The organism is Pseudomonas sp. (assembly GCF_049300855.1).
In the GTDB taxonomy this organism is placed as follows: Bacteria; Pseudomonadota; Gammaproteobacteria; order Pseudomonadales; family Pseudomonadaceae; genus Aquipseudomonas.
The window spans coordinates 44,909-58,131 of the sequence record NZ_JBAQKH010000028.1; the positions used below are offsets into that span (position 1 = coordinate 44,909).

A 13,223-nucleotide genomic window follows, 5' to 3' on the forward strand; every position below is an offset into this window, starting at 1 on the left:
CACGCTCTGCGTGGGAACGCCGCCCCGGACGCTCTGCGTCCCTGCGTAAGTGACGCGGAGCGTCACAGGATGCATTCCCACGCGGAGCGTGGGAACGATCAGATCCGTTTAGTCTGGGAGAAAGCGGAGGCGGCGATGCCCCACTGGCCCAGCCAGTAGCTCAGGATGATGACGTAAGGTGCGGCGTGGAAAGGGGCGACGAAACGGTCGATGCCGATCACGCTGTCGGAGAACACAAATGCCAGCGCACCGCCCGCCGCCAGTAGCGCCGAACGCTTGGGCACATCGGTGCCGAGGCGAGCGAGGGCGCGCCAGAGCATCGCGCTGATTGCCGTGCCGTAAACGATCACCGGCACCAGCAACGGACCTAATCCGCTGGAAACCAGAATCCCCAGTAAGATCGCGCCAACAGCGAGCGCGAGCACTAAGGGCAGAATCGCCAGACGCTTGCAGTCACTCAGGTAAGCCTTCAGATACGCCAGATGCGCGACCAGAAACGCACCGAGGCCAAACACGAAGAGGTCCCCCGGCCATGCCAGCAACACATCACCCAGCAGCGAGAAAATCAGACCGAGGCTGATCCAGCGCCGATAGTCGCTGGGCGGCGCATCGTGCAACCAGCCGAGCAACGCCAGCACCGGCAGCGGTTTGACCAACAGGCACAGCAACGCCGCATGGGTGCTGACACCGTAGAGAAACGTCACCGCGCCCATCAGCGCCAGAATCAGCCAGCCCACGATCAGTTCACCGAAATGGCGCAGTCAAAGGTTTCTACCGGCAACACTTCCGGTGCCCACGGTTGTTGCGAGGTCAGGCGCAGACGCCCGGTGCCGGGGGCGAAGGCCTGGAAGCGCCAGGTCGACAAACCCGCTGCGCCGACGACGCCGGCGTCTTCCGGATTGCTATAGACCTCGGGGCTGAGCGCGCGCAATACGCCGCCAGCGGAATCCTGGATGGCCCAGCGATAACCGGTGGTCGGGTTGCTTGGCAGCATGATGATGAGGTTTTGCCCGTTGGTCAGCCGGACGGGGCATTCGCTTTGTTTTTCCACGGTCACGTTGTGTTTCGGTTGCGTGGCGCAGGCGGCCAGCAGCGAGAGGGCGAGGGGGAGAAACAGGCGAGTGGGGGACATAAGGTCAGAGGCTCCGGCGTTTACGACGAACGGCGAGCATAACTGAAGATGAGACAAAGTGTGACAACGCCAAGCCCTCACCCTAACCCTCTCCCAGAGGGAGAGGGGACTGACCGAGGTGTCTTCTGTCATACATCGACCTGAAAGACCGAGTCGATTATGGATTCAGCGAAGGACTTTCAGGTCGGCGTAACTCTGCAATATCTCTCGGTCGGCTCCCTCTCCCTATGGGAGAGGGCTGGGGTGAGGGGCTGTTTGTCAGAACAGGATCTTCGCCACATCGGCAAACTTCTTCGCGAAATGCACAGTAATCCCTTCCTTCAAATAATCCGGCAGTTCCTCAAAATTGCCCCGATTCGGCTCCGGCAAAATCAACTCGAAAATCTTCTGCCTTCTTGCCGCAATCACTTTCTCACGCACCCCGCCAATCGGCAGCACATGCCCGGTCAACGTCAGTTCGCCGGTCATCGCCACACCCTTCTTCGGCGGCTGATTACGCGCAAGCGAGAGCAGGGCGCTGGCCATGGTCACGCCGGCGCTCGGGCCGTCTTTCGGTGTCGCGCCTTCCGGTACGTGCAGGTGGACGAAGGCTTCGTCGAAGAACTTCGCGTCACCGCCGAATTGTTTCAGGTGCGAGCTGACGTAGCTGTAGGCGATCTCCGCCGATTCCTTCATCACATCACCGAGTTGCCCGGTGAGTTTGAAGCCGCGATTGAGCGTGTGAATCCGCGTTGCTTCGATCGGCAGAGTCGCGCCGCCCATGCTGGTCCACGCCAGACCGGTAATCACACCGGTGCCGGACAGCACTTGTTCGTTGCGGAACACCGGATGACCCAGTGAAGCCTCCAGATCTTTCGGCCCGAGCTTGATCACCGCTTTCGGCTCGTCGATCAGCTTCATCACCGCTTTGCGCACCAGTTTGCCCATCTGTTTTTCCAGCTGGCGCACACCGGCTTCACGGGCATAACCGTCGATCAAGGCTTTGAGCGCGCTGTCGCTGATGCTCAGGCTGCCCTTGGACACACCGGCCTTTTCCAGCAGTTTCGGCCACAGGTGACGCTTGGCGATGGCGACTTTTTCTTCGGTGATGTAACCCGACAGGCGAATCACTTCCATGCGGTCGAGCAACGGGCCGGGGATCGAATCGAGGGTGTTGGCGGTGCACACGAACAGGACTTTCGACAAGTCCATGCGCAGGTCGAGGTAATGGTCGAGGAATTCGACGTTCTGCTCCGGGTCGAGGGTTTCCAGCAGCGCCGAGGCCGGGTCGCCCTGGTAGCTCTGGCCCATCTTGTCGATCTCGTCGAGCATGATCACCGGGTTCATCACTTCGACGTCTTTCAACGCCTGCACCAGTTTGCCCGGCTGCGCGCCGATGTAGGTGCGGCGATGACCCTTGATCTCGGCTTCGTCGCGCATGCCGCCGAGGCTGAAGCGGTAGAACGGTCGGCCGAGGGATTCGGCGATGGATTTGCCGACGCTGGTTTTACCCACGCCCGGCGGGCCGACCAGCAACACGATGGAACCGCTGATCTCACCTTTATAGGCACCGACGGCGAGGAACTCGAGGATGCGATCCTTGATGTCGTCGAGGCCGGCGTGGTGTTTGTCGAGGACTTTGCGCGCGTGCTTGAGGTCGAGTTTGTCGTCGCCGTAGACGCCCCACGGCACCGATGTCGCCCAGTCGAGGTAGTTGCGGGTGACCGCGTATTCCGGCGAGCCGGTCTCGAGGATCGACAGTTTGTTCATTTCCTCTTCGAGGCGTTTCTGCACCTGCGCCGGCAGGACTTTGCCTTCCAGGCGTTGTTCGAACTGTTCGAGGTCGGCGCTGCGGTCGTCTTTGGTCAGGCCGAGTTCCTGCTGGATGACCTTGAGTTGTTCCTTGAGGAAAAACTCGCGCTGATGCTCGCCGATCTTGCGGTTAACTTCCGCCGAAATCTCTTTTTGCAGGCGCGCGACTTCGACTTCCTTGCGCAGCATCGGCAGGACTTTTTCCATGCGCTTGAGCATCGGCACGCAATCGAGCACGCCTTGCAGTTCGGGGCCGGTGGCCGAGGTCAGGGCGGCGGCGAAGTCGGTCAGCGGCGACGGGTCGTTGGGGCTGAAGCGGTTGAGGTAGTTCTTCAGTTCTTCGCTGTACAGCGGGTTGAGCGGCAGCAGTTCCTTGATCGCGTTGATCAGCGCCATGCCGTAGGCCTTGACCTCGTCGGTCGGCTCGGTGGGCTGGTGCGGGTATTCGACTTCGACCAGGTACGGTGGGCGGTGGTGTTTCAGCCAGGTTTTGATGCGTACGCGGCTCAGGCCTTGGGCGACGAATTGCAGTTTGCCGTTCTCGCGGCTGGCGTGGTGGACTTTGACCAGGGTGCCGTATTCGGGGAGGGCGCCGGTGTCGAAGTGGCGCGGGTCTTCCTGGGGGGTGTCCATGAAGAACAGGGCCAGGGAGTGGTGTTCGGATTTGCTGACCAGTTCGAGGGTTTCGGCCCAGGGTTCTTCGTTGACGATGACCGGCAGGACTTGCGCCGGGAAGAACGGGCGGTTGTGGATCGGGATGATGTAGACCTTGTCCGGCAGGTTTTGGCCGGGCAGGGCTAGGCCTTTGCCGCTGGAGGTGTGTTCGATGTGTTCGGCTTCGCTGTAGTCGTCGGGGTTTTCCGGGAATTCTTGCTGGTCGCTCATGGGGCACCTGCGCAATGGAGTATGGGTCTTAGATGGGGCAGGGCTTGGGTGGTTTCAATGGGGGGCGGTGTTTCTGATTGTGTGTTCAGGGTTTTGACAGGGTTCACGCTTTTGACTTGGCGGCCTTTGGGCCGACCATGTTCTTGGGGTTTGGTGTGTATATCCGTTGCTGCGGTAACGGCGGCTTAGGGTTTCGCCCTGACGGCGACTCACTTTTTTGACAAACGCCTCAAAAAAGTAAGCAAAAAAACGCTTGCTCCTACGTGCGGCCCGCTCGCTGGGGCTCGGAGTTCCTTCGCTGCGGGGTCGATCCGGGCGCAGCGCCTACGGTTTGCTTCGCTGCACCTCCTCTCGCTGTGTTTGGCTGCGCCAAACGGTCGCTGCGCTCCCACGCCCGGATCAATCCCGCAACGAAGCCTTCCGACGTCGCTCGTGCATCAAGATCAAGAGCAGGCGAGCTGACACTCGGCCTATTGAGTGGTGAAGAGCGGGGCGTGGTTGGCTTTGGATTTGTGGTGGATTTGCCCCTCACCCCAGCCCTCTCCCGGAGGGAGAGGGGGCCGATTTGTGTGTTTTTCAAAGCCTCAGTTCGACGCGGTATCGCACGTCGGCGTAGTTCTCCCAAACACCTCGGTCAGTCCCCTCTCCCTCCGGGAGAGGGCTAGGGTGAGGGGCTCTTGATCTGGCTTTGGTTCTTGATCTGGCTTTGGCTTTTGCTCCGGCTTTTGATCTTCAGCCCCTATCGGCAGGCCGAGCGAAGGTGTTCATCCGGGGGTTAGGCGCGCAGCGCCGTGCGGCGCAGCCGCACACATCGAGAGGAGGTGCAGCGAAGCCAACCGTAGGCGATGCCCCCGGATGGACACCGTAGCGAGGGAACACTGAGCCTGAGCGAAGTGCCGTACGCCAGGGGCCAAGCCTTTTGCTTACTTTTCGGCGTCTGGAAAAGTGAGTCGCTGTAAGAGCGAAACCGCCAGCGGCAACACCCGCAGCAACGGATATGCCCCCAATCCCAATCCCAATCCCAAAACCCCAAGAACAAAAAAGGCGCGATCCTCTCGAATCGCGCCTTTCTCAAGTCCCGCTATCTATCAACTACCCAGCGCCTTCGACGCCAGCCAGAACAACCCGGCCGACAGCGCCACAGTCGCCGGCAGAGTCAACACCCACGCCAACAGAATCGTGCGCACCGTGCCACCCTGCAGGCCGCTCTTGTTGGCGACCATGGTGCCAGCCACGCCCGAAGACAGCACGTGAGTGGTCGACACCGGCAGGCTGAAGATGTTGGCCATACCGATCAAACTGGCGGTGGTGATCTGCGCCGACATGCCTTGTGAATAAGTCATGCCTTGCTTGCCGATCTTCTCACCGATGGTCAGTACCACGCGTTTCCAGCCGACCATGGTGCCCAGGCCCAAGGCCAGTGCAACCGCCAGAATCACCCAGAACGGGGCGTATTCAGTGGTGGTGGTCAGGTCTTTGCGCAGCTTGTCGAGGTCAGCCTTTTCACGGGCTTCCAGGCCAGGCAGCTTGCCAACTTTCTTCGCGGTGTCGTCCAGGCAGAGCAGGTAACGACGCACTTCGATGCGGCTATCGGACGACAACGAGTGGTAGTCCGCTACGCCTTTAAGGGTGTGCAGCAGGGCGCTGATGGTCGGTTCGGTCTGCTGCGGGTTGCAGCGGAATTTCTCCGGCAGGTCGCCTTCAACGCTTTTGCCCAAGGCCAGGAATTCACCCAGCGAATCGGCATTGCGCTGGTAGAACTGGCTCAGGTGCAGGGTCGCATCGCGGGTGCGCTCGATCTGATACGTGGTGCTGTTCAGGTCGAGGACGAACTGCGCCGGGACGATACCGATCAACACCAGCATGATCAGGCCGATGCCTTTCTGGCCATCGTTGGAACCGTGCACGAAGCTCACGGCCATGGCCGAGATCACCAGGACCAGACGGTTCCAGAACGGCGGATGCTTCTTGTCGTCGATCTTGCGGCGCTGTTCCGGTGTCTTGTGCATCTTCGACAGCGGGCGCCACCATTTCAGGCCGATCAGGATCAGCGCGGCGATCAGGAAGCCGGCCATCGGCGAGAACACCAGCGAGGCGCCGATGTCGATCGCTTTCTGCCAGTTCACACCATCGGCCAACGGAATGTCGTTGATCAGGGCGTTGGCCAGGCCGACACCGAGGATCGAACCGATCAGCGTGTGCGAGCTGGAAGCCGGGATACCGAAGTACCAGGTGCCCAGGTTCCAGGCGATTGCCGCGGCGAGCAACGAGAACACCATCGCCAGACCATGGCCGGTGTTCACATTGATCAGCAGCTCAACCGGCAGCAAATGGACAATGGCATACGCCACGCCAACGCCGCCCAGCAGCACGCCGAGGAAATTGAACACACCGGAAAAGAACACCGCCAGGTGAGGCGGCATGGCTTTGGTGTAGATAACAGTGGCTACCGCGTTAGCGGTGTCATGAAATCCATTGATGAACTCGAAGGCGAGGACAAACGTCAGGGCGAGCAAGAGGCTCACAAGCACCCAAGCATCCAGTCCGCTGAATAAATCGATCATGAAGGTTTTCTGACCCGGTCGTAAGGGGGCGCGATTATGCCAGAAAAGACTGGAAATCGATCCCCTACCTGCTCATCGGTTACACACTTCTTCGATTTAATTTGTTGCAGCGCATTAAAACCAAGCGTCACGCAGGGTTTTTCAACTGTTTGATTTGTATGGAAAAATACTTTTTTAGCGGCCATTTTTACGGCCGCGACAAAGGCTCAAACGCTTGTCTGAAATATCTGTGAAACGTGTAGGAAGCGTCCCTGATGCCTGGTGACCAGGGGATCGCCGCTGCCCGCGGGTAGCGGGCGCGCAAGGCTTCGTCCGGACACCGCGCTTGTAACCGGTGCGCACGCGAACCCTCGAAGAACTCAAGAACCGTGGCTCACGGCTCTTCGGCTTTGAGTTCCTTTTCGATCTTTTCGATTTCTTGCTTGAAGACCTGATCCTGAACGGTAGGGCGTTTGCGCCATGCCTTGCGTTCCGGTTCGGGTTGCGCGGCGTAGGTGGTGACTTCCCCGCCGTAAACTTCCTTGTAACGTTGTTCCTGGCGCTCAAGTTCCGCGCGCAGTTCGTCTTTCGTCACAGTGCTACCTGTATGAGTTGAGATAAATGTCTGGTGAAACGCACTGCAACGAATCAATTGAACGAACCCGACCAAAGCGCAACGCCTGAACAGGCATCGACGACATCGGGCGGGGCGATCAAGACTTCCGTGTTACAGGCGGCTGCAGCACCAGATTAAAACTGACGCAGCTTCAGTGTCCTGTTTCAGCAAGCGCTGGCGTTGCATGAGTGATGAGCGTCAGGCGCTGGCCGGGCTGTCGGCGATGGACATCGCGGCAGCAGGTAGTGACCGCAGCGTTTAAAAACGCGGCCCCACTGAATGCATTATAGCGGTCGATTCAGGAATGACTATCTTTGCCAAGTTAAAAACGGTTCCGGATGTGTGATTGTTTTGTTACTCGCAACTTTTATGAGTAGTTCAAATGCAGGCAAACGTTTACTTGGCTGCGATCTGTTTTTGGCGCCATTTAGTCGATCAACTAAACCGCGTTTCAATTGGCTGGCAAAGTTGGACGCGGGTCTCGAACGGCGAAACAGGGTAAGACTCGACGCAATTGCGATAATCGGTCGGTCGTTCGATAATCGCCCAATGTTGTCGGCTCGATGCTTGTGCATCTGCCCGTGAGCCGTTTGTATAGCCGTTGATCCGTGCCGGATAAAAGGACAGGAAATGAACGATCAAATGCGCAACTCCTTCACCTCCGTGGCGCCGCCCATCGTCGCCTCACCGGCCAAGCGGATTCAGGCGCTGACCGGCGATCCGGATTTCATGACCTCGCTGGCCCGTGGTCTGGCGGTGGTGCAGGCATTTCAGGAGCGTAAACGGCACCTGACCATCGCGCAGATCAGCCACCGCACGGAAATCCCACGCGCCGCCGTGCGCCGTTGCCTGCACACATTGATCAAGCTCGGCTACGCCACGACCGACGGCCGCACTTATTCATTGCTGCCAAAAGTGTTGACCCTCGGCCACGCTTATCTGTCGTCGACGCCATTGGCTGTGTCCGCGCAGCCGTACCTCGATCGCATGAGCGAGCAGCTGCATGAAGCCTGCAACATGGCCACGCTCGAAGGGGACGACATTCTCTACATCGCTCGCTCGGCGACCACCCAGCGCTTGATTTCAGTCGACCTGTCGGTGGGCGGGCGCCTGCCGGCCTATTGCACATCGATGGGGCGCATTCTGCTGGCGGCGCTCGACGATACGTCGCTGGGTGAATACCTCGACCACGCTGAATTGGTGGCCAAGACCAGCCGCACGATTCACACCCCCGAGGCGTTGCTCGAATGCCTGCAAGAAGTACGGCAGCAGGGTTGGTGCATTGTCGATCAGGAACTGGAACAAGGCCTGCGTTCGATTGCCGTGCCGGTCTACGACGCGTCCGGCCAGGTGGTTGCGGCGCTCAACGTCAGCACCCACGCCGGTCGCGTCAGCCGTACCGAACTGGAACAGCGCTTCCTGCCGGGCCTGCTCAGCGCCAGCCGCGACCTCAGTGCGCAGCTGTTCGCCTGATTAAGCTGTTCGATAAACGCACAGTGTTGCGTTTATCGAATTGACGCTAAAACCCTTGGATCATTAATGTCGCGGCAGCGTCATCCGGCGCTGATGTGAATGAGCCCGCCGGATGGTCGACTCCCATAATAATGACAAGAGGCAACTCACCATGCGCACGCTCCCCGACTGTCTCCGCTCCACCCGCTGTTGCCGGGTTTCCCGCAACGCCTGATCCCGACCTTCTATTCTTGTGACCGTGCCGCGCTTTGGCCGGCCGCCGTTCGACTGCGTTTTTTGCGTGGAATAAAAATAATGAACCAGCCTCAGTCCGCTGTGGGTCAATGCCTCGACGTGCAGACCTTCATCAATGCCCAACCGATCTCGCGCTACCAGTGGCGGGTGGTGATTCTGTGTTTCCTGATTGTCTTCCTCGATGGCCTCGACACCGCCGCGATGGGCTTCATTGCCCCGGCGTTGTCGCAGGACTGGGGCATCGACCGCGCCAGCCTCGGCCCGGTGATGAGCGCCGCGTTGATCGGCATGGTCTTCGGCGCGCTCGGTTCTGGCCCTTTGGCTGACCGCTTCGGGCGAAAAGTCGTGCTCGTCGGCGCCGTGATTCTGTTCGGTGCCTTCAGCCTCGCGTCGGCGTACAGCTCCAACGTTGAACAACTGCTGGTGCTGCGCTTCCTCACGGGCCTGGGTCTTGGCGCCGGGATGCCCAATGCCACCACGCTGCTCTCGGAATACACCCCGGAGCGCAAGAAATCCCTGCTGGTGACCAGCATGTTCTGCGGTTTCAACCTCGGCATGGCCGGTGGCGGGTTCATTTCGGCCAAGCTGATACCAGCGTTCGGCTGGCACAGCCTGTTGTTGATCGGCGGGATTTTGCCGCTGATCCTCGCCGTGGTGCTGCTGTTCTGGTTGCCGGAATCGGCGCGTTATCTGGTCGTGCGTAACCGTGGCACCGACAAAATCCGCAAGACCCTGGCGCCGATCGATCCGGTCACCGTCGCTCAGGCTTCCAGCTTCAGTGTGCCGGAACAGAAAACCGTCAAGGCACGTAACGTTTTCGCGGTGATTTTCTCCGGTACTTACAGCACCGGCACCTTGCTGTTGTGGCTGACCTATTTCATGGGCCTGGTAATTGTCTATCTGCTGACCAGTTGGCTGCCGACGCTGATGCGTGACAGCGGCGCTAGCATGGAGCAAGCCGCGTTTATCGGTGCGTTGTTCCAGTTCGGCGGGGTGTTGAGTGCGGTCGGTGTGGGATGGGCGATGGATCGCTTCAATCCGCACAAGGTCATCGGCACTTTCTACCTGCTGGCCGGGGTGTTTGCCTACGCGGTGGGGCAGAGCCTGGGCAATATCACCTTGTTGGCGACCTTGGTGCTGGTGGCCGGGATGTGCGTGAACGGCGCGCAATCGGCGATGCCATCGCTGGCGGCGCGGTTTTATCCGACCCAGGGGCGGGCGACCGGGGTGTCGTGGATGCTCGGGATTGGTCGCTTCGGCGCGATTCTCGGGGCGTGGATGGGCGCGACCTTGTTGGGGCTTGGCTGGAATTTCGAGCAGGTGTTGACGGCGTTGGTGATTCCGGCGGCGGTGGCCACCACGGCGGTGCTGATCAAAGGCATGGTCAGCCATGCGGATGCGACTTGAGTACTACTGTCAGAATCTTCTTTGAATGTTCTGGCCCCTTCGCGAGCAAGCTCGCTCCCACATTGGAATGCATTTCAAAATGTGGGAGCGGCCTTGCTGGCGAAGCCTTTGATCTTGATTGTTAGGGAAATAACAATCTGTTCGATAAACGAACACTCAGTCGATTATCGGATTGTTTGGCACATTTCCCAGGCTTAATCTTCAGTCACTCCGGCGCTGAACCTCGCGCCTTTTTATCTGGCGATTCATTACAAAAACAGGAGCCCGCTCCATGGCTGAGATCCTTTCGCTGCACGACGCGGTGAAGCAATTCGTCAACGACGGTGACACCGTTGCGCTCGAAGGCTTCACTCACCTGATCCCCACGGCCGCGGGTCATGAAATCATTCGTCAGGGCAAGAAAGATCTGACGCTGGTGCGGATGACGCCCGACCTGATCTACGACCAACTGATCGGTGCTGGTTGTGCCCGTAAACTGATTTTCTCCTGGGGCGGCAACCCGGGCGTGGGTTCGCTGCACCGTCTGCGCGACGCGGTCGAGAAGCAATGGCCGCAGCCGCTGGAAATCGAAGAACACAGCCACGCCGACCTGGCGAATGCCTACGTCGCCGGCGCATCCGGCCTACCGTTCGCAGTGCTGCGCGCCTACGCTGGCTCCGACCTGCCGAAGGTCAATCCGCTGATCAAGACAGTGACCTGCCCGTTCACCGGTGAAGTACTGGCGGCGGTGCCGTCGGTGCGTCCGGACGTCACCGTGATTCACGCACAGAAAGCCGACCGCCAGGGCAACGTGTTGCTGTGGGGCATTCTCGGTGTGCAGAAAGAAGCGGCACTGGCGGCCAAGCGCTGCATCGTCACCGTCGAAGAAATCGTCGACAACCTCAATGCACCGATGAACGCTTGCGTATTGCCGACCTGGGCCTTGAGCGCAGTTTGCCATGTACCCGGCGGCGCACATCCGTCCTACGCCCACGGTTACACCGAACGCGACAATCGTTTCTATCAGGCGTGGGATCCGATCGCCCGCGACCGTGAGACGTTTACCGCGTGGATCAACGAATACATCCATGGCTGCGCTGACTTCAGCGAGTTTCAGGCCAAGTTGGCCGCTGCTTCGGAGGCCAAGTAATGACTTACACCACCAATGAAATGATGACCGTTGCCGCGGCCCGTCGCCTGAAGAACGGCTCGGTGTGCTTCGTCGGCATCGGCCTGCCGTCGAAAGCCGCCAACCTCGCGCGTCTGACCTCCTCGCCAGACGTGGTGCTGATCTACGAATCGGGTCCGATTGGCGCCAAACCAAGCGTGCTGCCACTGTCGATCGGTGACGGCGAGTTGGCAGAAACCGCTGACACTGTCGTACCGACCGGTGAGATTTTTCGCTATTGGTTGCAGGGTGGGCGCATCGACGTCGGTTTTCTCGGCGCCGCGCAGGTCGACCGTTTCGGCAACATCAACACCACCGTGGTCGGCGATTACTTCTCGCCGAAAGTCCGTCTGCCGGGTGCCGGTGGCGCGCCGGAGATCGCCGGTTCGGCGAAAAGCGTATTGATCATCCTTAAACAGTCGGCGCGTTCGTTTGTCGACAAGCTCGATTTCATCACCTCGGTCGGTCACGGCGAAGGCGGCGACTCGCGCAAACGTCTGGGCCTGCCGGGCGCCGGTCCGGTGGGGATCATCACCGACCTGTGCATCATGGAACCGGAAGCGGGCACCCACGAGTTCGTGGTCACTGCGTTGCACCCCGGCGTGACCCGCGAGCAAGTGGTTGCGGCCACCGGTTGGGCGATTCGTTTTGCTGACAACGTTGAAACCACCGCTGAACCGACCGACGTCGAACTGACCGCGCTGCGCGATCTCGAAGCGCGCACCGCCGCCGCCCACGGCCAGGCACCGGGAGAAGCATGATGCGTGACGTTTATATCTGCGACGCGATTCGCACCCCGATCGGCCGTTTTGGCGGCGGACTGTCGGCCGTTCGCGCTGATGACCTGGCCGCCGTGCCGATCAAGGCCCTGATGGAGCGCAATCCCTCGGTGGACTGGAACGCCATCGACGAAGTGTTCCTCGGCTGCGCCAACCAGGCCGGCGAAGACAACCGCAACGTCGCGCGCATGGCGCTGTTGCTGGCCGGCCTGCCGGAGACGGTGCCGGGCGTGACCCTCAATCGCCTTTGCGCTTCGGGCATGGACGCGATCGGTACCGCGTTCCGCGCCATCGCCAGCGGCGAGATGGAGTTGGCGATTGCCGGTGGCGTCGAGTCGATGTCCCGCGCACCGTTCGTGATGGGCAAGGCTGATGCGGCGTTTTCGCGCAACATGAAACTGGAAGACACCACCATCGGCTGGCGTTTCATCAACCCGTTGATGAAGGCGCAATACGGTGTCGACGCGATGCCGCAGACCGCCGACAACGTCGCCGACGACTATAAAGTGTCGCGCGCCGATCAGGACGCGTTCGCCCTGCGCAGTCAGCAACGCACCGCCGCCGCGCAAGCTGCAGGATTTTTCGCTGAAGAAATCGTCGAAGTGCGGATCGCCCACAAGAAAGGCGAAACCGTAGTCAGCGAGGATGAGCATCCGCGCGCCGACACCACCATTGAAGCGTTGACCAAATTGAAACCGGTCAACGGCCCGGACAAAACCGTCACAGCCGGCAATGCTTCCGGCGTCAACGACGGTGCTGCGGCGCTGATACTGGCGTCGGCCGAAGCGGTGAAGAAACACGGCCTGACCGCCCGCGCCAAAGTGCTCGGCATGGCCAGCGCCGGTGTCGCACCTCGGGTGATGGGCATTGGCCCGGTGCCGGCGGTGCGCAAATTGATCGAGCGTCTCGGCGTAGCGGTCAGCGATTTCGACGTGATCGAACTCAACGAAGCGTTTGCCAGCCAAGGCTTGGCGGTGCTGCGTGAATTGGGGCTGGCGGATGACGCCGCGCAGGTCAACCCGAATGGCGGCGCGATTGCTCTCGGTCACCCGTTGGGCATGAGCGGCGCACGATTGGTGCTGACTGCCCTGCATCAGCTGGAAAAAACCGGTGGCAAGAAAGGTCTGGCGACCATGTGCGTGGGTGTCGGCCAAGGTCTGGCCCTGGCCATCGAACGCGTCTGACGCAAGCCGTGACGAAAAAGAACAGAGGAAAG

General features: G+C 60.2%; 10 protein-coding genes. 5 read left to right on the top strand and 5 right to left on the bottom strand.

Annotated elements, in window-relative coordinates; translation table 11 throughout:
• Positions 1-98: 98 nt before the first annotated feature.
• The 5 genes from WA225_RS14280 to WA225_RS14300 all read right to left on the bottom strand — a co-directional run bounded on the left by WA225_RS14280 (position 99) and on the right by WA225_RS14300 (position 6,946).
• Positions 99-737, bottom strand: coding sequence for a lysoplasmalogenase (locus WA225_RS14280; protein WP_422608394.1), 639 nt, complete (start codon positions 735-737; stop codon positions 99-101).
• A 2-nt stretch (positions 738-739) separates the two neighbouring features.
• The gene (locus WA225_RS14285; RefSeq protein ID WP_007916811.1) at positions 740-1,132 is read right to left on the bottom strand and encodes a protease inhibitor I42 family protein; all 393 of its coding nucleotides are present in this window, start codon (positions 1,130-1,132) and stop codon (positions 740-742) included.
• Between the two features lie 258 nt (positions 1,133-1,390).
• The gene (gene lon / locus WA225_RS14290; protein WP_422608395.1) at positions 1,391-3,808 is read right to left on the bottom strand and encodes an endopeptidase La; all 2,418 of its coding nucleotides are present in this window, start codon (positions 3,806-3,808) and stop codon (positions 1,391-1,393) included.
• Between the two features lie 1,088 nt (positions 3,809-4,896).
• Positions 4,897-6,372, bottom strand: a complete 1,476-nt coding sequence (locus WA225_RS14295) for an inorganic phosphate transporter (protein WP_064119763.1) — start codon at positions 6,370-6,372, stop codon at positions 4,897-4,899.
• Positions 6,373-6,745: 373 nt separating this feature from the next.
• Positions 6,746-6,946 carry a hypothetical protein gene (locus tag WA225_RS14300; RefSeq protein ID WP_008080067.1) on the bottom strand — a complete coding sequence of 67 codons (201 nt, stop codon included), beginning with the start codon at positions 6,944-6,946 and terminating at the stop codon, positions 6,746-6,748.
• A gap of 651 nt (positions 6,947-7,597) precedes the next feature.
• Between WA225_RS14300 and pcaR the strand changes: the two genes are divergently transcribed.
• The 5 genes from pcaR to pcaF all read left to right on the top strand — a co-directional run bounded on the left by pcaR (position 7,598) and on the right by pcaF (position 13,191).
• Positions 7,598-8,440, top strand: a complete 843-nt coding sequence (pcaR, locus tag WA225_RS14305; RefSeq protein WP_008080069.1) for a pca regulon transcriptional regulator PcaR — start codon at positions 7,598-7,600, stop codon at positions 8,438-8,440.
• 294 nt (positions 8,441-8,734) lie between these two features.
• The gene (locus WA225_RS14310; RefSeq protein WP_422608396.1) at positions 8,735-10,081 is read left to right on the top strand and encodes an MFS transporter; all 1,347 of its coding nucleotides are present in this window, start codon (positions 8,735-8,737) and stop codon (positions 10,079-10,081) included.
• 271 nt (positions 10,082-10,352) lie between these two features.
• A complete protein-coding gene (locus WA225_RS14315; protein ID WP_422608397.1) occupies positions 10,353-11,210 on the top strand; it encodes a CoA transferase subunit A in 858 nt (285 codons plus the stop codon).
• Positions 11,210-11,989, top strand: coding sequence for a CoA-transferase subunit beta (locus WA225_RS14320; protein WP_397481446.1), 780 nt, complete (start codon positions 11,210-11,212; stop codon positions 11,987-11,989). The genes WA225_RS14315 and WA225_RS14320 overlap by 1 nt, the downstream gene beginning before the upstream one ends.
• Positions 11,986-13,191, top strand: coding sequence for a 3-oxoadipyl-CoA thiolase (gene pcaF, locus WA225_RS14325; RefSeq protein ID WP_422608398.1), 1,206 nt, complete (start codon positions 11,986-11,988; stop codon positions 13,189-13,191). The genes WA225_RS14320 and pcaF overlap by 4 nt, the downstream gene beginning before the upstream one ends.
• Positions 13,192-13,223 lie beyond the last annotated feature (32 nt).